At 66.0% G+C, this 20199-nt stretch carries 17 protein-coding genes and 3 pseudogenes; 12 read left to right on the top strand and 8 right to left on the bottom strand.

Features of this window, described 5'->3' with window-relative positions:
• Positions 1 to 302 precede the first annotated feature (302 nt).
• The 3 genes from ABTZ59_RS32380 to ABTZ59_RS32370 all read left to right on the top strand — a co-directional run bounded on the left by ABTZ59_RS32380 (position 303) and on the right by ABTZ59_RS32370 (position 3209).
• Positions 303 to 566, top strand: coding sequence for a helix-turn-helix transcriptional regulator (locus ABTZ59_RS32380; protein ID WP_351421891.1), 264 nt, complete (start codon positions 303 to 305; stop codon positions 564 to 566).
• Between the two features lie 168 nt (positions 567 to 734).
• A complete protein-coding gene (locus ABTZ59_RS32375; RefSeq protein ID WP_351421886.1) occupies positions 735 to 1586 on the top strand; it encodes a DUF6083 domain-containing protein in 852 nt (283 codons plus the stop codon).
• Positions 1587 to 1745: 159 nt separating this feature from the next.
• The gene (locus ABTZ59_RS32370) at positions 1746 to 3209 is read left to right on the top strand and encodes a UvrD-helicase domain-containing protein (RefSeq protein WP_351421881.1); all 1464 of its coding nucleotides are present in this window, start codon (positions 1746 to 1748) and stop codon (positions 3207 to 3209) included.
• A 180-nt stretch (positions 3210 to 3389) separates the two neighbouring features.
• Here ABTZ59_RS32370 and ABTZ59_RS32365 read toward each other — a convergent pair.
• Positions 3390 to 3791: pseudogene (locus ABTZ59_RS32365) on the bottom strand (IS3 family transposase); the annotation flags it as partial.
• Positions 3792 to 4044: 253 nt separating this feature from the next.
• Here ABTZ59_RS32365 and ABTZ59_RS32360 point away from each other — a divergent pair.
• Positions 4045 to 5295, top strand: coding sequence for a calcium:cation antiporter family protein (locus ABTZ59_RS32360; RefSeq protein ID WP_351421876.1), 1251 nt, complete (start codon positions 4045 to 4047; stop codon positions 5293 to 5295).
• A 394-nt stretch (positions 5296 to 5689) separates the two neighbouring features.
• Complete coding sequence (locus tag ABTZ59_RS32355; RefSeq protein WP_351421872.1) at positions 5690 to 6664, top strand: ATP-grasp domain-containing protein; 975 nt, start codon at positions 5690 to 5692, stop codon at positions 6662 to 6664.
• A 133-nt stretch (positions 6665 to 6797) separates the two neighbouring features.
• Here ABTZ59_RS32355 and ABTZ59_RS32350 read toward each other — a convergent pair whose 3' ends face one another.
• Positions 6798 to 6989: a hypothetical protein gene (locus ABTZ59_RS32350; RefSeq protein ID WP_351421869.1), complete on the bottom strand. Its 192-nt coding sequence runs from the start codon at positions 6987 to 6989 to the stop codon at positions 6798 to 6800.
• A 591-nt stretch (positions 6990 to 7580) separates the two neighbouring features.
• Between ABTZ59_RS32350 and ABTZ59_RS32345 the strand changes: the two genes are divergently transcribed.
• Positions 7581 to 8288 carry an inorganic diphosphatase gene (locus tag ABTZ59_RS32345; protein WP_351421865.1) on the top strand — a complete coding sequence of 236 codons (708 nt, stop codon included), beginning with the start codon at positions 7581 to 7583 and terminating at the stop codon, positions 8286 to 8288.
• Here the strand turns inward: ABTZ59_RS32345 and ABTZ59_RS32340 are convergent.
• Both ABTZ59_RS32340 and ABTZ59_RS32335 read right to left on the bottom strand, forming a co-directional pair.
• On the bottom strand, positions 8267 to 8845 hold the full coding sequence (locus ABTZ59_RS32340) for a transposase (protein WP_351421860.1): 579 nt from the start codon (positions 8843 to 8845) through the stop codon (positions 8267 to 8269). The two genes, ABTZ59_RS32345 and ABTZ59_RS32340, sit on opposite strands and share 22 nt — an antisense overlap.
• A 167-nt stretch (positions 8846 to 9012) precedes the next feature.
• On the bottom strand, positions 9013 to 10374 hold the full coding sequence (locus tag ABTZ59_RS32335; RefSeq protein ID WP_351421855.1) for an MFS transporter: 1362 nt from the start codon (positions 10372 to 10374) through the stop codon (positions 9013 to 9015).
• A 346-nt stretch (positions 10375 to 10720) separates the two neighbouring features.
• Here ABTZ59_RS32335 and ABTZ59_RS32330 point away from each other — a divergent pair, with 346 nt between their 5' ends.
• Positions 10721 to 11776, top strand: a complete 1056-nt coding sequence (locus ABTZ59_RS32330) for an alcohol dehydrogenase (RefSeq protein ID WP_351421849.1) — start codon at positions 10721 to 10723, stop codon at positions 11774 to 11776.
• A gap of 93 nt (positions 11777 to 11869) precedes the next feature.
• Entirely contained in the window at positions 11870 to 13357 is a 1488-nt protein-coding gene (locus ABTZ59_RS32325) for an aldehyde dehydrogenase family protein (RefSeq protein ID WP_351421846.1), read from the top strand.
• 288 nt (positions 13358 to 13645) lie between these two features.
• On the opposite strand, the pseudogene ABTZ59_RS32320 reads toward ABTZ59_RS32325, so the two are convergent.
• Positions 13646 to 13828, bottom strand: a pseudogene (locus ABTZ59_RS32320) (transposase); the annotation flags it as partial.
• A gap of 292 nt (positions 13829 to 14120) precedes the next feature.
• On the opposite strand from ABTZ59_RS32320, the pseudogene ABTZ59_RS32315 reads away from it, so the two are divergent.
• A pseudogene (locus tag ABTZ59_RS32315) lies at positions 14121 to 14342 on the top strand (IS5 family transposase); the annotation flags it as partial.
• A gap of 22 nt (positions 14343 to 14364) precedes the next feature.
• Here the strand turns inward: ABTZ59_RS32315 and ABTZ59_RS32310 are convergent.
• Positions 14365 to 15243, bottom strand: a complete 879-nt coding sequence (locus ABTZ59_RS32310; protein WP_351421837.1) for a LysR family transcriptional regulator — start codon at positions 15241 to 15243, stop codon at positions 14365 to 14367.
• A gap of 70 nt (positions 15244 to 15313) precedes the next feature.
• Between ABTZ59_RS32310 and ABTZ59_RS32305 the strand changes: the two genes are divergently transcribed.
• The 3 genes from ABTZ59_RS32305 to ABTZ59_RS32295 are packed head-to-tail and all read left to right on the top strand — an operon-like array spanning position 15314 to position 17816.
• On the top strand, positions 15314 to 16495 hold the full coding sequence (locus tag ABTZ59_RS32305) for a thiolase family protein (protein ID WP_351421832.1): 1182 nt from the start codon (positions 15314 to 15316) through the stop codon (positions 16493 to 16495).
• Positions 16492 to 17157: a 3-oxoacid CoA-transferase subunit A gene (locus ABTZ59_RS32300; protein ID WP_351421828.1), complete on the top strand. Its 666-nt coding sequence runs from the start codon at positions 16492 to 16494 to the stop codon at positions 17155 to 17157. The genes ABTZ59_RS32305 and ABTZ59_RS32300 overlap by 4 nt, the downstream gene beginning before the upstream one ends.
• Positions 17157 to 17816 carry a 3-oxoacid CoA-transferase subunit B gene (locus ABTZ59_RS32295; protein ID WP_351421825.1) on the top strand — a complete coding sequence of 220 codons (660 nt, stop codon included), beginning with the start codon at positions 17157 to 17159 and terminating at the stop codon, positions 17814 to 17816. Before ABTZ59_RS32300 ends, ABTZ59_RS32295 begins: the two co-directional genes overlap by 1 nt.
• 314 nt (positions 17817 to 18130) lie before the next feature.
• On the opposite strand, the gene ABTZ59_RS32290 is transcribed toward ABTZ59_RS32295, so the two are convergent.
• Complete coding sequence (locus ABTZ59_RS32290) at positions 18131 to 18868, bottom strand: SDR family NAD(P)-dependent oxidoreductase (protein WP_351421820.1); 738 nt, start codon at positions 18866 to 18868, stop codon at positions 18131 to 18133.
• Between the two features lie 50 nt (positions 18869 to 18918).
• On the bottom strand, positions 18919 to 20199 hold the full coding sequence (locus ABTZ59_RS32285) for a flavin-containing monooxygenase (RefSeq protein ID WP_351421817.1): 1281 nt from the start codon (positions 20197 to 20199) through the stop codon (positions 18919 to 18921).

Below are 20199 nucleotides of genomic sequence, written 5' to 3'. Positions count from 1 at the left end.
GTCTGCGGTGCACTGGGCACAGACGAGGGTCGGCCCGTCGTGCTGGGGGCGCAGCTCGACGGTCCAGGTGCGTCGCACCGTTGTCGGTGATGTGGTGCACAGCCTCATGGGGCGCGTGTTCCTCCTGCCTGAGCCGCGCCGATACCGGGCCCCTGGCTCCGGGCCCCGTAAAAGGCCGGGGGAGCGGGGCATCGGCGGCACACGGTAGTGCAGACCTCTGCCCCTTCGTTCGGCCGAACGCTCGCCAAATAGGGCAGAGGTCTGCACTGACAGGGCAGGGTGCTGCACCTTCGGATGGTGGAGTGACGATCTTCCCGCCCGACCCGAACCTCAACGCGCTACGCCTGGAACTGGCGCGCCTGCGGGGCGAGCGAGGATGGACCTACGACGAACTCGCCCGCCGCAGCGGCCTGTCCAGACGCACTCTCATCGAAGTCGAACAAGGCCGCACCATCGGCTCCTTGCCCACCTGGCACGCCCTCGCCCACGCCCTCGACGCCCCGCTCGACTCACTTTTCGGCACCCTGTGCAGCGGCCACACCCTGCCAGGCGAACACGCTGACTGAAAACGCCACCGCCTGCCGCGACACCCCACCGCGGATCACCCCTACCGGTCACAGAATTCGAACACAACACCCAACCCCGCACGCACGTAGCGGCAAAAAGGGCCATCCGGGGGACACCCGTGGCCGCGACGCCCCCATGACGGCGCGCCGCCTGGCACGTTCCCCCTCATGCGCATCACCCAGACCCCAGCCGCCCGCCACTGGGACGGCACCCACGCCCGCACGCGCCGACCCCGATCCCTGGGCATCGCCCCGACCAGCCCCAGCCGCCTCCTGCGCACCGGTCAGAGCGGCAACTGCACCGCCTGCGGCAACCCCGTCGAGTGGTACTACCGCACCGGACACCACCCCGTCAGCCTGCACCCCCGCGAACTCTCCGTAGCCACAGTCCCCACCCCCTGTCGCTGGCACGTCAACTCCGGCATCGCCCACCCCCAAAGCGACGGCACCCCGTGGTGCCGCATTCCCCACCACATCCTGTGCCCCACCCAAAACACCCCCGTGCCACTCACGCCGCACCTGACCGAACTCCGCCGCCGCCTCGCCCTGCGCACCCGCCGCCTGATCGACACCGGTGCCTTCACCCCCACGCCGGCCGACCAGCACCCCACCACAGCAACACCCGCGGCCTGCAAACCGGGCCGACCCGTCGTCCAGTTCCTCTACGGCCGCTACCTCGCCACCCAACCGATCCAGGACATCCAGTGCGTGACCCAGACCCGCAAACGCCACCGCTGCACCCACCCCATCCTCGACCCCACCCAGCAAGGAACATGGATCCTCCTGCCAACCGGCCCCACCACCAGCCAACGCCCCCTGCCCAAACCGCTCATGGCCGTCTACGACCTCAGCCCCCTCCCGTACATGGAACAACTGCGCTGGCGCATCCAGCGCTGCCCCAGCCACGCCGACTCCCCTGCCGCCGCCGACCTGGCCCGCACAGACTGGGAGGCATACGACCCGCTCCTGCACCACCAGCACATCATCAACCGACTGCCCCCCACCCTCCGGCACCGGTAACAACGAGCACGAACGCCGCATGATCCACACCCCCACCAGCAGCACACGCCCGCAAGACCGAACACCCACCGACACATCAGACCGCCACGCCTGAACACCTACTGCCAGCCCCAACCGCCCACGAACACAACCGACCCCGCCCACCGCCGGAGCGCACAGATGCTGAAGCCCACCGATGAACAAACCACAGCCGCCAACGCCTTCAAAGCCGGAGACCACCTCGCCCTCCAGGCCGGCGCAGGCACGGGCAAAACCAGCACCCTCCACCTCCTCGCCTCCACCACCCCACGCCACGGCCGCTACATCGCCTTCGACCGGTCCATCGCCCGCAACGCAGCCACCCGCTTCCCCCACAACGTGACCTGCAAAACTGCCCACGCACTCGCCTTCGCCGCAACCGGCCATCGCTACGCCCGCCGCCTGGGCGGCCCCCGCCAGGCAGGCTGGAAAACCGGACAAGCCCTCGGAATCACCAAACCCATCCGCATCGACAAGCGCGACGTCTCCCACCGAGCGCTCTCCCACGCCGTGCTACGCACCGTGACCCACTACTGCCACTCCGCCGACCGCGCCATCGCCGACCACCACGTCCCGCGCCTACGAGGCCTCGAAAACGAAACCGCACACACCCAACTAGCCCACGTCGTACTACCGTTCGCGCGCAAGGCCTGGGCCGACCTCCAGCACCCCTATGACGGAGTCGTCCGCTTCGAACACGACCACTACCTGAAAATCTGGGCTCTGTCCGAACCGAAAATCGAAGCCGACTTCCTTCTGCTCGACGAGGCTCAGGACACCAACCCCGTCATGGAACAGGTCTTCACCGCACAACGCACCCACGCCCAACTGGTCATGGTCGGCGACTCGGCCCAGGCCATCTACGGATGGCGCGGCGCACGCGACATCATGAGCACCTTCGACGGCACCGCACTCACCCTCTCCCAGTCCTTCCGCTTCGGCCCCTGCCTCGCCCACGAGGCCAACCGGTGGCTGGCCATCACCGACGCACCCATCCGCCTCATCGGCACCAACACCATCCCGACCGAACTCGGCGCCGTACCACAGCCCGACGCCGTACTCTGCCGCACCAACATCGGCGCCATGACCGAAGTCATGAACCACCTCACGACCGGGCACCGCGTAGCCCTGACCGGAGGCGGAGACAGTTTGCGCGCACTCGCCACAGCCGCCCGCGACCTGCAACAAGGACGCCCCATCTGGCACCCGGAACTCATCCTCTTTCCCACCTGGGGCGAACTACAGGACTACGCCGAAAACGACCCCGCCGGCCGCGATCTACGACCGTTCGTCGACCTCATCGACCAGCACGGAACAGACGCCGTCCTCACAGCAGTCGACCAACTCGCCCAAGAAGACCAAGCCGACGTCACCATCTCAACCGCTCACAGAGCCAAAGGCCGAGAATGGCCAAACGTAAGAATCGCAGACGACTTCACCCCACCCAAAGACACAGACCAACACGACGAAACCGGCCAACCGATCCCCGGCCCCATCGACGACGCCGAGGCACGCCTCGCTTACGTCGCCGTCACCCGCGCCCGACACCGCCTCGACATCGGCGGCCTCTCCTGGATCAACCACCACCCCGACGGCCTGCCGTAACACGCGCTGGAGCTCTGAAACACGACCTGGACAGCATCAGGCGGCTTCTGTCATACCCGACGGTAAGTGCCTTGCTGCTCCTACTATTCCGCAATCTGATCGCGGCCTGTTCAGGTAGCGCTTCTAGCGTATGGTCCACCATCTTGCGGCCCTTCCCGTCAGGTCCAGGCTCATCAGCGCCATGAGGTCGGCCCGCATGTGGTCGGCGACCGCCCACCCCGCCAGGCGCCGCGAGGCGAGGTCGATCACGGTCGCAAGATGGCGGAACTTCCCGTCGGCCAGGGGAAGGTAGGTGATGTCGCCGACGTACTTGGTATTCGCCTGGTCCGCGGCGAAGTCGCGGCCGATCAGGTCCGGGACCTTCGCCGCGGCCGGGGCGGGGACGGTGGTGCGGTGCCTGCGGCGCAGGCGGAGCCCGGCCAGCCCGATCGCCTTCATGGCCCGGGCGGCGCGCCTGTGATTCACCACGTCCTCCCGGAGCTCGGCGGTGATCCTGGGGACGCCGTAGGTGCCGTCCGAGGCCCGGTGAACCATGCATATCCGGGCAGCGAGTTTCGCGTCGGCGGCCTGGTGGGCCGCCCTCCCTCGCTCCAGAAGCTCTCCGCCGGTTCATTTCGTTGATTGCGAAAGTCTCGTAACTATGTGAGTGTGGTGGCGTTCCGAAGGGGAGTAGTCCGCAAGCCCACCGGTCGACATACTGAGAACCCCAGCGTTCTCCGTCGGTGGGGCCCGCGCGTGGCGTGGGTGGGCGAGACCTTCGGCCAGCTGCTGTTTGCCTGGCCGAGACCCCCTGGACGTCCCGGACGAGGCAGGCCGCCGTCCGGAAGGAAACCCGATGCACGCCAAACTGCTGCGCCCGTTGGCGCTGTGCGGCACTCTGACCCTGCCCGCGCTGATCATGCGGTTCTCCGGCGTTTCGCCGAATCCCGTGGTAGGGCTGCTGCTGTTCGGTATGGCCGTCGTCGCCGCGTCGTTCGTGCTGGCCTGGGCTGCGGAGGCTGCACAGGTCGACATCTCCGGTGGTCTGGCGATCGCGATCCTCGCGGTGATCGCCGTGCTGCCGGAGTACGCCATCGACCTGTACTTCGCTTACACCGCGGGCGGCGATCCTGAGTATGTGGCGTACGCTGCCGCGAACATGACGGGTTCCAACCGTCTGCTGCTCGGTCTGGGCTGGTCGCTGGTGGTGCTGGTCGCCCTGGCGATCGCCAAGCGCCGGACTGGAAAGACGGTACGGGAGCTGACGCTGGACTCCGGCTACCGGGTGGAGCTGGGCTTCCTGGCCATCGCCGCGCTGGTCGCCTTCGTCATTCCACTTACCGGGCAGATCTCGCTGCTGCTGGGATTCGCGCTACTCGGCTTCTTCGGCTTCTACCTGTGGAAGGTCTCCCGCAGCGAGGTCGAGGAACCCGACCTGGTGGGCCCTGCGGCCGTGATCGGCGAGCTTCCCCGGCGCACCCGCCGGATCCTGGTGGCGGGACTCTTCCTCTTCGCCGCCGCGGTCATTCTGGCCTGCGCTGAGCCCTTCGCTCACAACCTCATCGCCGCCGGCACCCAGCTCGGGATTGACGAGTTCCTCCTCGTGCAGTGGCTCGCCCCGCTGGCCTCGGAATCACCGGAGTTCATTGTGGCGATCCTGTTCGCCGTGCGCGGCAACGGCGCCGCCGCGATCGGCACCCTGATCTCCAGCAAGGTCAACCAGTGGACCATGCTCGTCGGAAGCCTTCCCGTCGCCTACCTCCTCGGCGGAGGCGGCACAGCACTTCAGCTCGACGGACGCCAGGTCGAGGAATTCCTCCTTACCGCGACACAGACCCTCCTGGGGGTCGCGGCACTGCTCGCGCTGCGTTTCCCCCGCTGGGCCGCCTGGACCCTGTTGGGGCTGTTTGCCGTCCAGTTCGTACTGCCCGGCCAGGAGGCCCGCTATGTGCTGTGCGGCGTCTATGCCGCGATCGCCCTGGCGGCGTTCATCCGCAACCGCCGGCACATCCTGCCCACCCTGGCCGCACCCTTCCGCGCCACACCGGAAACGGCGGGCGATCAGCAACTCCGGGAAGCGACCGAACACACTGACGCGGCACGCTAGGGACTCTCGTTTGGATCCTGCCGGGATCGCGTGCCCTGGTGCCGCGCCTCGCCGCGTTGTCCTCGGTCGCCAGGGCTCCCTCCTCCGCCTTGCGATCCACGGCACCAGACCCCGCTCCCTGATCCGGCCCGATCCAAACGAAAGACTCTAGTTCTCTGACAGACAGGTTTGCCGGGTTGCCGCGGCGGTGTGCCGGCTGGACGGATGGGATACGCCCAGCCGGACTGCCATGGGCCCGGGGCTTGGCGAGACTTCCGGATCGACGCCGGTCGGCAAGCAGCCCAGGCCCCGGCCAGCCGGCGAAACAGGTCACCACGCCCCACGAACCGGCGAGCCGCGCCCACCGGCTCGCCGGATTCACTGCTCGGCCCATCCGGCCGTCCAAGGAAAGACGATGAAACTCTGCTTCCTGGTGGAAGAGCAATACCGGGGCGACAGCATGCCGCTCGAAGTGGCGCGCCAGCTCACCGACTGGGGGCACTGCGTGGACGTCCTGCGGCCAGGCGGATCCCTGCTTGCGCTGTCCCACGTGGTGCGGAAGGGCACTCATGACGCCTGGGTACTGAAAACAGCGTCCGGGGGACCAGGGCTGCCCCTGCTGGAGGCCGCCGCCTCAGTGGGACTGACAACGATCAACGACGCGCGGTCCATCCGCAGCGTGCGCGACAAAACGTCGGCCGCGGTGATCGGACAGAGCCACGGACTGCCGATGCCCCACACCTATGCGACGGCACGCCCAGAGAAGCTGACGGAATTGCCGGATACGGAGTATCCGCTGGTGGTCAAGCCAGCTGACGGCAGTTCGGGGCGCGCCGTGCGACTGGTCCGCTCACCGGAGCGGCTGGCAGAACTGCAAACTGAACTGGCCAGGGAGAAGATGCTGATCGCTCAGCGGTACGTGCCCAACTCTGGAGTTGACCTCAAGGTGTACGCGATCGCCGGCGAACTGTACGCCACCGAGCGCCGCTCACCTCTGTATCGCGGGCGGCCGGCCCCGGAGCGGCCCGTGCCGGTTCCTGCCGAGGTGGCCGGGCTGGTCACCGAAGTCGGCGCCGTATACGGGCTCGATCTGTACGGCGTCGACGTACTGCTCGGCCCCGACGGTCCAGTGATCGTCGACATCAACGACTTCCCGAGCTTCCGATCGGTGCCCAACGCGGCAGCCCGAGTCGCCCAGGCCGTACTCCGCCTCGCAGACCCCGGCGCGGCCGCAGCCCAGCCCCCATTGTCCGAGCCTTGTCCCGCGCCAGAGCACGGACCGCGGCCAGACCACCTGATGGGCCTTCCGCCGGACACGCACCAGGCCGGCGCGGCATGCATCGCCGCGCCGGTGCACAGCACCACGGCGGGACCCGGCGGTAGCGGGTGAGGATCGGCCTGATCACGCCACGCCCCGACCATCTGCCGCTGGCTGCCACAGCGACCCTGCTGGAACCCTGTCACGAGGCCGAGTGGATCAACCCCGGCGCCACACGCGCGCACCTGCGAACACTCGCGGACGTCTATCTCCTGAAGGCCCGCACACCGCACGCCCTCGCTCTGGCCAGCTCGCTCCGGGAACGCGGCGCGGTGGTGCTGAACTCGTCGCGGACAACGCGGCTCTGCCAGGACCGTACGCAGATGGCCCAGCTCGCGAAGAGCTTCGGGCTGCCGTTCGCAACTACCTGGGCCGAGCCCGCCCTCGGCCGGCTCATGGCGGCACCTGACGATCTTCCGTACCCGCTGGTGGTCAAGAGCCGGCACAGCCGACGGGACGATCTGGTCGCTCGTGTCGACGACGGCGCGCGCCTGCGTGGACTGTGTGAGATGTGGCGGGGCGAACCGGTGGTCGTCCAGCCGTATATCGCCAACGACGGCTGGGACCACAAACTGTGGGTCGTCGGTGACCAGGTCTTTGCAGCCCTGCGCCGCTCGGAGCCGGCGGACGCAGCCACGGGGCCGCCCGCACTCGCCGCTCACGGGCTTCCCGACGGCTGGCGGGGCCTGGCCGCCGTGTGGGTTCCGACTTCGCGCTCGATGTGTACGGGGCGGACATCACTCGTACTGGCGATGGCGAACCGCTCATCGTTGACATCAAGGGTCTCCCGGAATCCGGGGCCAGGCCGGAGCTCCGGCAGCACTCGCCCAACTGGCCCTGGACACGGCCCGAAACCGGACTGCCCCGGCGGGAAGCGCCTCCGCGCCCGCTGTCAGATCTCACTCCGACTGTCACCAAATAGAGGGTAGTTATTCACCATAACCTGCGATATTCCTGAAATGTCAGTCAGTCGAGTTAAGGATTAGTTGTGCGCAGAGCAATCTCGCGTCCCGTAGCCCTGATCGGAATGCCGGTAGCCGCTGCCGTCGCCCTGGGCGTGGCCGCCGTGTCCGGTGTGACGGCCTCATCTGGAGTCGCGTCAGCGGCCACAGACGTCAAGTGCTGGCCCTCGGCCGAGGGCGGCTACGTGCACCCGCTGGCTTTCCCGCAGCCGGAGGCCAAGGACATACGCAAGGACGGCTTCAACGTCGTCGTGGAGATACCCCAGAACAGCATCACCAAGTACGAAATCGATCCGGCCAGCGGCCGTCTCGTCGCGGACCGCTTCATGTCGATGCCCGTGTCCTACCCCGCCAACTACGGTTCGGTGCCGCAGTCGGTGGGTGGTGACGGAGACCCGCTCGATGGGCTGGTCCTGACCCGCGAGCCCATGACCCCGGGCTCGGTAATAAACGTCCGGCCCATCGGCGTGCTGCACATGGTCGACGGCGGCGAGTCCGACGAGAAGATCGTCTCCGTCCCCGCCGAGGACGTGGACCCCACCTACGCCGACGTCAAGAACATCACCGACCTGCCGAGCGCCGAACAGCAGCGGATCGAGGCGTTCTTCCGCGTCTACAAGCAACTGCCCAAGGGCGGCAAGGACGTCGTCCTCAACGGGTACGGCAATGCCTCCGAAGCAAGCCGCCTCGTGCAGGACAGCGTCCGCAGCTATCAGTCCCAGTGCGCGAGCTGATCCGCTTCCCGCCACACTTCTTGCCGCAGCCACAGCCGCCCGGCCTTCACAGGAACTGATGCGGTGCTACTGGCGGAATCTGGACGAATCCCGCCTGAGTTACGTGCGGCACCACGCTCTCCGCTCAGACTGCAGGATGGTGAGAACTGAGCAGAGTCCGCGATCAGCATCCGGTCGGCCCCGCCCGCAGCCTGTACGCAGCGGACGGGGCCGACCCGCGGCTGATTCCCCTTTCGGCCGGTGGCGGCGTACTGGTGGGCGCGGACGACCGTAGAGTCGATCTGGACGAGCCAGTCGATATCGCCGGCCTTGTCCGCAGGAGCCTGGACCTGCCGGAGAGCTTGGGTGAACACGCCGCCCAGCGCGTAGTGGCGGAAGCGGGTGCCGACCGTCTTCCATGGTGCGTAGCATTCTGGAAGGTCACGCCAGGAGATCCTGGTCCGGATCTTGTAGACCATTCCGTTGATGACCTGCCCGATCCTCCACGCGCGGCCGACCTGTCTCGGCCCGCGGTATGAGTGGAGCGAGTAACTCCCAATCCTGACCGGTGAGTTCATGGCGGGGTACCACCCCACCGTGATCCACCTTCTGATGATCTTTGAAGACAGACCTAGCGCGAGATCGTCCTTGTGGGTTTCGTGCCGGCGCCCTCTATAGGGACGGGCCGGTCAGGGTCTTGGCCCACTCCTCGGCAGGCCGTGACTGCTTGGCCCGCGTCCAGGCCTCAAGTGCGCTGGCCGGAAACGGCCCCGCGGTCCACCAGGCGCGCATCGCGCCCTTCTGCGCTGTCGGGCAGAGGCTGTCGCGCGCGGTTGGGGGCCAAGAAGGCGCCGATCACCGTCAGCGATCCCGTTACCGCCACGATGAGGGGGACAGCGTAGACGTGAGGCGGGCCACCGGACGACGCGAGGATGGCGGAGGCGATGAGAGGCCCAAGCCCGGAAAGGGCGCCCGCACCGACCTGGTACGCGATGGAGATGCCCGTATAGCGGGCCCTTGTTTCGAACATCTCGGCAAGGAACGCGCCCATGGGCCCGTATACCATCGAGTGTCCGATCTCCAGGAGGATCAGTGACAGCATGATGAGCGGAAGTCGGCTTCCGTTCAGCGACCAGAACAGCAGGTACATCGACGGCACGACCATAATGCTGCCTACGATGGCCAGGACGCGGCGTCCGGTGTGGTCGGAAAGCCACCCGAAGAACAGGGTCGCAAAGAGGGCGAACAGACCGTTTGCGAACTGGAACAGAAGGATTGTGCTCACCGGTAGTTCCAGGGAGTCTGCGTAGGACGTCGCGAACGTGCCGTAGATCTGGTAAGAAGCGGCGCCGGTGGCCACGCAGATGGCGATGACCGTCGCCTTCTTGTGGTTCCGGAACAGCTCGGCAAGCGGCAGGGGCTCCCGCTTATTCTGCTTCGCCTCCTTCTCGGCCTCCACGAAGACCGGCGTCTCGGTAACGCCGAGCCTGACCCAGAGGCCGAAGAAGACCAGTGCGGCGGAGGCGATGAAGGGGGCTCGCCAGGCCCACATCTGGACGTGCTCGGGCAGACGTGTGATACCTGCGAAGACCAGCGTGCCGAACGCGATACCGAGCCAGACGCCGAAGTTGGAGATGCTTCCCCAGAAGCCGCGACGGTCTTTGCTCATGTGCTCCACGAGCATGAGAACGCCGCCCCCCCATTCTGCTCCGGCGCCCAGTCCCTGTGCGAGTCGTGCCGCGATCAGAAGGATGGGTGCCCAGATTCCGATGGTCTGGTATGTGGGGAGAACACCGACGACGAAGGTGCCGCTTCCCATGACGATCATGCTGGCGACCAGGACCTTCTTGCGGCCGTACCTGTCGCCGAAGTGTCCGCCGATGATGCCGCCCAGCGGTCGGATGAGGAACCCGCTGGCCAGCGTTCCGAACGAAGCGATCACGCTAACTGTCGGACTGGCGCTGGGGAAGAAGAGGCGGGCGAAGTAGAGGCCTGCTGCCAAGCCGTAGATGTAGACGTCGAAGAACTCGATCGTTGTCCCCAGCAACGCGGAGCTGACCAAGCGGCGTCGGGCAGCGGGCTGCATCATCGCAGCTGTATCAGTCATGGGATACCGGGCTCCTCGGGGTCGTGGCGGTCGCCTGCACGTCTTCTCCTCAAGGCAGCGAAGTGCAAGTTTTGTCGCGATGGCCAATGGTTGACCGCTGCCGCAAGCTACGCCTGTCTGTGTGGCGTACGCAATGCCTTCGACATGCTCCAAGTAGTTTTGGTATCTACCGAGTCGGGCCTCCGCGCAGCCCGAAGGCGCCCAGGTGAGGCATAGGTCAATCATTGCCCCTTGAGTCGATCGCAGGTAACGTGACGTCCGCCGTCATTGCGACGGCCAACGCACGTGTGGACCTTCGGGGCCACCCTCGGTCGATGAACCGTCACCCAGAGTCGAGGTTTCGCGCATGCAGATGTGGGCGGTAGTCAAGAACGGTCAGCCTCTCCAGAGGCTCGAGGTAGAGACACCCACGCCGACCGGCTCAGAGGTCCTGGTGGAAGTCACTCACTGCGGCGTCTGCCACTCCGACCTGCACTTTTGGGAAGGGGACTACAACCTCGGGTACGGCAAGCGCGTGAACCTGGCGGACCGGGGTGTGCAACTGCCGCGTGCGCCGGGGCACGAGGTCGTGGGAACGGTCGTTGCTTTCGGAGAGCAGGTGGAAGGCATCCGACGGGGAGACCAGCGCATCGTCTTCCCATGGATCGGTTGCGGACGTTGTACGTGGTGCGAGGACGGCCAGGACAACCTCTGCTCCCAGCTGTCCAGCATCGGGGTCGTACGTCACGGAGGTTTCAGCTCGCACGTACTCGTCCCGCACTGGCGTTATCTTGTCGATCCCGATGGCATCGATCCAGCGATCGCCGCCACCTACGCGTGCTCCGGCATCACTGTCCTCTCCGCCATCCGCAAGCTGGGGCGGATCGATCCGGACGCCGCAGTGCTGCTCATCGGCGCTGGTGGTTTGGGACACTCGGCGATCGCCATGCTGCGGGCACTCGGGCACCGTCACATCATCGTGGTCGATGTGGACGAACGAAAGCGCGCAAGTGTGCTTCAGTCGGGTGCCACCACGTTCGTGAACAGTGGGCACGACAACCTCGCCGAGGAAATCAAGCGCGTTGCCGGAGGTCCGTTGCTCTACGCCATGGATTTCGTCAACAACACCAAGACCGCCAACGCCGCCTTCGACACCCTCGGGCGCGGCGGCAAGCTGGTTCTCATCGGCCTCAGCGGGGGAGAACTGGACATTCCTGTGGCGGGCATGGTGTTCCTGCCGCGCAGTGTCATCGGTTCTTCGACGGGCACGTTGCAGGACCTGATAGATGTGGTGCAGATGGCTAAGACAGGGCAACTGCAGCCCATCCCCGTCCACCGCATGCATCGAGACAAGGCCAACGAGGCCCTGAGTCTGCTGCAGACAGGTGACGTCAACGGGCGCATCGTCTTGCAAAAGGCATAACAGACTGAAGAAGTATGAACCACCCCCGTATTGCCTTTAGTGAAGCACGTGACCCATTCAGGACGGACGTGTGAGGATCCGGTGGCTGTCGGAATGAACAACCCAACCAAAACGCAATACCCAACCTTCGTCACGCGTGGGAGCACCGGCCACTTCATCGACGGCGGTTGGCAGGAAGCAGTGGCCGGCAGGCGCATGGACACGCGCAATCCCTCTACGGGTGGGATCCTGACAACGCTCGCGCGAGGTGACGCGGCCGACGTCGACCGGGCTGTCCTCAGCGCCCGGCGTGCGTTCGACGGGCCGTGGAGCCGATTTACCCCGCATGAGCGACAAGCACTGCTGCACAAGGTCCACGATTTCATCGACCAGAACTACGACGAGCTCGCACTCCTTGAGTCGTTGGACATGGGAGTTCCCCTGTCTCGCGCACAGGGATTCAAGCAGAACATCCTCAAATGCATCCTGTTCTTCGCGAGCCAGACGATGAACTGCGCGGGACAGACGATCCCCAACTCGCTGGGCGGCAAGTACACGACGCTCACGCTCAAGGCTCCAGTCGGGGTGGTCGGTGGCATCATCCCCTGGAATGGTCCGCTCATCAGCCAGTGGTGGGTGCTGGGCGCCGCTCTCGCCACTGGTTGTACCGTCGTGATGAAGCCAGCGGAAGACGCGTCCCTGACCGTCCTGCGAACGGCCGAGTTCCTGTGCGAAGCCGGACTGCCCGAGGGCGTTGTCAATGTCGTCACTGGTCTGGGGACCGAGGCCGGTGCCGCCCTGGCGGCGCACCCCGATGTCGACCGCATTGCTTTCACCGGATCGACCGACACCGGTCGGGAGATCATCCGTGCGTCTGCCACCAACATAAAGCGGCTCCAGTTGGAGCTCGGGGGTAAGTCCCCGGACATCGTCTTCGCTGATGCGGACCTTGATCGTGCCGTTCCTGGGGCGGCGATGGGAGTCTTCTCCAACAGCGGGCAGGTCTGCTTTGCCGGAACACGTCTTTTCGTTGAACGAACGATTCAGCATGAGTTCGTCGAGCGCATGGTCGACTTCGGGAGATCACTCAAGGTGGGTGACCCGCTCGATCCGAACACCGACCTCGGTCCACTGATCTCGCAGAAGCAGATGGAGCGAGTGTTGGACTACGTCTCCGTCGGAGACGACGAAGGGGCAGACCTGGTGCTCGGCGGCAATCGGATGACGGGCGACGTAGCCAACGGGTACTTCGTCGAGCCGACGATCTTCAACAATGTGTCCAACACCATGACCATCGCCCGCGAGGAGATCTTCGGGCCGGTGATCTCGATCATCCCGTTCGACACAGCCGGCGAAGCCCTCGCGCTTGCCAACGACACCGTCTACGGGCTGGGCGGCGCCGTGTGGACACGAGACATCAGCACCATGAACACGATGATGCACGGGATCAAGGCGGGAACTGTCTGGGTGAACTGTTATGGGCTTATCGATCCCTCAGTTGGATTCGGCGGGTACAAGCAGAGCGGCTACGGGTGGAAGGGCGGCCCCCAGCACGTGGACGCTTTCCTCTATCAGAAGAGCATCTGCATTAACAGCGATTGATCGGGAGCTCGCCTACGTGGGTTCCGGCGGCGCGCCGCATCGTTCGGTCGCCCGACAGCATCGACCTGGGCTCACTCGTCTGATTGACATCAGACCGAACCCTCCAGTGGAACGAGGACTGCCGTAAAACATCGTCACATGTGTGAGCCCCTGCCGGATGCCAACTGCATACGGCGAGTTCCGGTATGGTCGACATCATGGGTAGCGGCGGTCTGCTGCCGGAGCCGGGGGAACACTTCGAGCCGGTGGCGGCGTGCAGTTTGCGGTGGGCGGCTATCAGCCGGGTGGGGGACCCAGATCAAGCGCGATGATCTCCCACCCGCGTTCGTCGGCCTTCTTCCGGATCAGCCCGTCCAGGCGTTCCGCGACCCGGCCACCAAGGACCGGACGGTGGCACTTCGGGCACCACACCACATGGAGCCCGAGACCGACACCGCCGGAGAACCGGCGAACCTTCCTGGCCACAGCCACACCATCACCATCACCATACATACGCGACAGATCTAATGCGGCGGAAAGGTGGCTAAGGTGAACAGCGCAGATCCGTGCACCGAGTTGAGGCCAGAGCAGCCCAGAAAAGCCATTCCCCACCCCGCCAAAGCGGGGCGTCCCCTGGCTAGGTCCTGATGGCCAGTCAGCAGCAGGCCGTCGGCCAAGCAGCGGGCGAAGCCACGGCCGTCCTCGATGGCCCAGGTAACGGGGGCGCCGTCAGCGATCGTGAGTATCCACTTGAGCAGAACGCCGATCAGGTTCGCGTCGTTCCAGGGGGTTCACCCCGATACCGAAGCGGTGGACAGTGGAGCGGACGTACGGCCGGCTGATGCTCCACCGGCGCCTCGCCCGCGACTACGAAACCCTTCCCGCCCGCTCCGAAGCCATGGTCCACCTCGCCATGACCGACCTGATGGCCCGCCGCCTCACCGGCGAGACCACCATCTCCTGGCGCGACCCGACATCACATGATGAAGTTCGCATTCCGCTATAAAACAACGGGAGAAAACGACCGCTCAGACGATGGAGGCGATAATGCGGGCCACAGCTTGGGACGCAGGTTGCATGCCGCCGCGTCGCTGACTGAGCACCAGGTCCAGTCGTGGAGGATCGACCAGCTCCGTGTACCGGACGCCGGCAAGGTTCAGGGCCATCACCGGATGCGGCACCACGGAGACACCAATCCCGGCCGCCACGAAGTTGACAAGGGTGGCCGTCTCCGCCACTTCGACGGTGTCGATAGGAGCGAACCCCGCGGCCCTGCAAGCCCCGATGACTGCGGCGTGGAGGGTCGAACGCCGGTCGGACGGGTGCAAGACGAAGATGTCGTCGCGCAGGTCGCCAATGGTCACACTTCGGGCGGTCGCGAGTCGGTGGTCTGCCGGCAGCACAGCGACTAGCCGCTCCGTGCGGAGTCTCGATACCGCGAGCCCGCCCTCCGGCCCCGGATCCCGCATGACGGCCAGGTCCAGCTCCGACGCGAGCAGCGAGGCGGAGAGAGCAGGGCTCAGCCGCTCACCGCGCAGCTCGAGCGTGATGCCCGGCAGACGGGCGCGAACGCAGCGCGACAGGGTCGGCAAGAGATCGTAAGTCGCCGTCCCCACAAATCCGACAGACACCTTCCCGATACCGCCCGCCTGAACGCGCCGGACATCCTCCGCAGCCCGGTCGACCTCCGCGAGGATGACCTTGGCGCGTTCCAGCAGCCGCACACCGGCGGGAGTGAGCTCGACACTTCGGGTGGTGCGAAGAAAGAGCGGAGCGCCCAGCTCACGTTCTAGCCGTTTTACCTGCTGAGACACCGCTGGCTGCGCGATATGGAGCTGCTCGGCGGCCCGGCCAAACCCTCCTGAGGCCGCAACGGCGACGAATGATCGAAGCTCACGAAGTTCCATGCATCCAGATTATAAATTAGAGCGAATTGAATATTGGACTCAATGGGTAGCCACGTTTAGCGTCAGTGACGTGACTTTCAGCTATGTCTTTGCCGCTGACCGGACCCCGTTCGGTCGTTTCGGAGGCGCACTCTCAGGCTTGAGGCCGGACGACCTGGCCGCAGCGGTGCTTACCTCTGTCTTCGCGAAGGTCCCCGCTCTCGATCCGGCAGCCGTCGGCGACGTGGTGTGGGGCTGTGCCAACCAGGCAGGAGAGGACAACCGTAATGTGGGCCGCATGGCCGGGCTTCTCGCAGGGCTCCCGACATCAGTGGCCGCAGTGACCGTAAACCGCTTGTGCGGCTCGTCGCTCGACGCGGTGATCGCCGCGTCACGGACCCTCGAGACCGGCGACGCGGAGGTCGTCGTCGCTGGCGGTGTGGAGTCGATGAGCCGAGCGCCGTGGGTGCTGCCCAAGCCCGAACGGGCCTTCCCGGCCGGCAACACGACTGCGTACTCCACGACCCTCGGATGGAGACTCGTCAACGACAGGATGCCTGCAGCCTGGACGGTGTCGCTCGGCGAGGCAAACGAGGCGCTCGGCGCCAGGCTCGGGATCAGCCGTGAACGACAGGACGCCTTCGCCGCCAGGTCCCACCGCCTCGCGCACCAGGCATGGACGGACGGCTTCTACGCCGAACTGGTCACCGCAGTACCCGGAACGACGCTTCACCGAGACGAGTGCATCCGCGTGGACTCCACCCCTGACAGCCTCGCTGAGCTCCGCTCCGTCTTCCGCACGGGCGGAACTATCACCGCAGGGAACGCGTCGCCGCTCAACGACGGTGCCTCCGCTGTCGTCCTGGGGACTGAGAGGGCTGCCGACGTCATCGGCACGACACCCATCGCCCGGATCGCCGGCCGCGGCGTGCACGCCCTTGACCCCCAGGACTTCGGGATCGCTCCCGTCGAAGCGGCCGAGAAGGCCCTCAAACGCGCGGGAATCGGCTGGGGCGAGGTCGATGCCATCGAACTCAACGAGGCTTTCGCGGTGCAGGCCATAGCCTGCGTCGACGCCTGGGGCGTCGACCCGGACCTGGTGAATGCACGCGGCGGCGCGATCGCCCTCGGGCACCCCCTGGGTGCTTCTGGTGGCCGCGTCCTTGCCACCCTTGCCGAGCGGCTGCGGACGGCGAACCAGCGGTGGGGCGTGGCGGCGATCTGTATCGGCGTGGGCCAGGGACTCGCCGTGGTCCTGGAGAACGTGTCATGACGACCATCTGCACAAGCACCCGCGAGGCCCTGTCCGGCATCACCGACGGTGCGACCGTGCTCGTGGGCGGATTCGGGATGGCTGGAATGCCCACCCACCTCATCGACGCCCTCATCGACGTCGGCTCGAGGGACCTGACGATCGTGTCGAACAACGCCGGAAACGGAAACACTGGGCTGGCAGCGCTACTCGCGAAGGGGCGGGTCCGCAAGGTCGTTTGTTCCTTCCCTCGGCAGAGCGACTCGTGGGTTTTCGACGACCTCTACCGCCGCGGCTTGGTGGAACTCGAAGTCGTCCCCCAGGGAACCCTCGCCGAACGGATACGCGCCGCAGGCGCCGGCATTGGCGCGTTCTACTGTCCCACCGGTGCCGGCACGCTGCTCGGAGAAGGGAAGGAGACTCGCCAACTCGGTGGCAGGACCCATGTCCTGGAGTTCCCGCTCAGCGGCGACATCGCCCTGATAGGCGCGCACATTGCCGACCGCATGGGCAACCTCATCTACCGCAAGACGGCACGCAACTTCGGGCCTGTCATGGCGACGGCAGCGACAACGACCATTGTTCAGGTGGAGCGCATCGTAGAGACCGGCGCGCTCGACCCCGAGACCATCGTCACCCCGTCGATCTTCGTCGACCGGGTCGTTGCCGTCGGAGACCAGTGATGACGCCCACACCTAGCACCGATCGCCCGCGCACCAAGACGCAGATCGCCGCAGCCGTCGCCGCCGACATCCCCGCCGGCTCATATGTGAACCTCGGCATCGGACAACCGACGCTCGTGGCCGACCATATCCGCCCCGACGCTGCTGTCATCCTCCACACCGAGAACGGCATGTTGAACATGGGCAGGGCCGCCACCGAAGATGAGATCGACCGCGACCTCATCAACGCGGGCAAGGTTCCCGTGACCGAACCCGCAGGAGCTGCTTACTTCCACCACGCCGACTCCTTTGCCATGATGCGCGGCGGTCATCTCGACATCTGTGTCCTCGGCGCGTTCCAGGTCGCGGCCAACGGCGACCTGGCCAACTGGCACACCGGCGCACCTGATGCCATTCCTGCGGTCGGCGGTGCCATGGACCTGGCAATCGGAGCCAAGAAGCTGTTCGTGACAATGACGCTTCTCACGAAGCAGGGCACCCCCAAGCTCGTACCAGCCTGCACTTACCCCCTAACCGGGCTCGCCTGCGTCGACCGGATCTACACGGACCTTGCGACCTTCGAGGTCTCTCCGGACGGCGTGCGGGTTCTGTCGGTGCACGGTACGGGGTTCACCGATCTCCGATCGCTCGTCGATATTCCGCTCGTCGACGCCCGTTGACCGCGCTTCCCGGCCTGTATTCGCCGTCGCGCCCCGGCTTCCGTGCTCTTGAAGCCGGGGTTGGCCACGTCCCGACGATCGCCGCGGACGTGGCGTGTGTCCACATCGGAACCGCTTCAGGTGATCCTCGAACGCCTTGAACCGAGCGAGGTGCGTGCCGGTCGAGGAAGTCGGCGAGGCGTTGGATGAGGCATGCGTGGCGCGCTTGACCGCCGGGGCTCACCCTGCCCCGTGCGACGCCGGACGTACCTTGTGGACAGTTGGAAGCGGCCCGCCACTGATACGGACTTTCGGGACGGGTCACTCCGCTACGGTCAGTGTGCGGAGAAGCCCCCGTCGACCGGGACTTCGACGCCGGTGATGAATGACGCAGCCGGTGAGGCGAGGAACGCGACCACGTTGGAGATCTCGCGGGGGTCGGCGCCACGGTCCATGGGGGTTGCTTCGCGGACGTAGGAGCGTCCTTCGTCCGCGAGTTGTTGGGTCTGCACGGTTCCTGGTGAAATGCAGTTCGCGCGAATGCCGATCTCGGCGCCTTCGACCGCGGCGGTGCGGGTCATCCCGACCACCGCCGCCTTGCTCGCCGTGTACGCGACGTAACCCGGGTTGCTGTGCAGGCCGTAGACGGAGGCGATGTTCACGATGGACCCGCGGGCGTTGGCCAGCAGCGTCCAGCACTTGTTCATTCCGAGGAAGACCCCCGTGGTGTTCACGGAGAGAACTCGCTGGAACTGAACGAGGTTCTCCTCCGGGATCTCCGCAGTGTGGACGATTCCGGCGTTGTTGACCAGGACGTCGAGCGCTTCGTGCCGTGTGTCGAGGTCTGCGACGAGCGCGTCCCAGTCGGCTTCGGATGTGACGTCGTGGTGGTGGTACGTGACGTTCAGTCCCCGACTGGTGAGACTCTTCTGAAGTTCCGTGCCGAGATCATCGAGCAGGTCGAGGGAGTAGACCGTCGCGCCGAGCTCGGCGAACAGGGTCGTGTGCGCGGCGCCCTGGCCGCGTGCGCCGCCGGTGACGACGACGACCTTACCCGTGAAGTCAGTTGTCATGGCCTGGTTTTCTCTCTGTCGAGGGTGAGCGGTTGTTCAGCCTGAAGGGGTCAGGCCGCGTGGCCGAAAAGGCCGCGGCGGAGGCGTGCGGCGGTGCTGAGCGTCGTGCGGTGCATGGCGTCCCAAGCGGGGCGCTGCAGCTCGAGGTCGCCGAAGCCGGCGTCGTTCTTCTGGAACTCGCGGACGATCGGAGCGGAGTGGGCATGCTGCAGCTCGATGAGGTCTCCGATAAGGTCCGCCTGCTGTTCGTAGACCGGCCATTGTGCACCCATGGGTGCGATGAGCCCCACGAAGAAGAGGTTCGAGAGACCGTCTACGAGGGTGCCGGAGGCCCAACGCCGAGGCATGTCCGTCTCGCGCTTCATCACGCTCTCGGCGAGGAAGGACGCTTCGTAGCGGAACCCGGTCGCGAGCAGGATCGTGTCGAAGTCGTCGCTCGTCCCGTCGGAGAACGTCACACTGCTGCCCTGTACCTTTGCCACTGCCGGGCGGACCCTGACCCGGCCGTGCTGGATCCAGTAGGGGAGGAGGTCGTTGACAATGGAGCGTTGCTTCGTGAGGTCGCGCGTCGAGGGCTTCGGTAGTCCGGCGTATTGCTCGGGGCGTCCGACGCTGACGCGGACCAGGTAGCGCAGGATAAGCGCCGCGAGCTTCGGTGGGAGTTTCTGGGTGGGTAGCTCGGCGCGTGGTCGGCCGAGGATCGACTTCGGCATGAAGATGAATCCGTGCCGGATGGAAATGCTGACCCTGCGGCGGGCCTGCGCGGCGTCGACCGCCAGGTCGCAGCCGGAGTTTCCGGCGCCGATGACCAGCACTCGATCGCCGTCGAGGTCAGCGGTGTTGCGGTAGTCCACCGAGTGCAGGACCTTACCCGAGAAGTCGCCGGGAAGATCCGGCACGTACGGGTGATGGAGGTGGCCGTTTGCCACGACCACGGCGCTGAACTCGCGCGTCTCGCCCGTGCCGAGTTCAACCTCCCATCCGTTCAGGCCGTTGCCTGAACCGGAGGGGCGGACATTCACGACGGTCGTCTGGAACTCGATGTGCCGCAGCAAGTCGAACCGGTCAGCGAACGACTGCATATAGGCGATGACTTGGTCACGGCTGGGGTAGGCAGGATAATCGGCCGACTGCGGGAAGCCACGGAACTTCGAGGTCGACTTCGGCGTAATGAGGTGCAGCGCCTCGTAGTCGTGGTTCCAATGGCCGCCCACGCGATCGTCTCGGTCGAAACAGGTCACAGTGTGCCCGCGTTCGATCAGTTCGCGCGTGGCGGCCAGGCCAGCCGCCCCTGCTCCGATGACCGCGACAGTTAGGGGAGTGGTGTTCAT

Origin of the sequence: Streptomyces sp. NPDC094034, assembly GCF_040303865.1 — a bacterium.
Taxonomy (GTDB): Bacteria; Actinomycetota; Actinomycetes; order Streptomycetales; family Streptomycetaceae; genus Streptomyces.
This window is presented reverse-complemented; position numbering and strand designations above follow the sequence as displayed.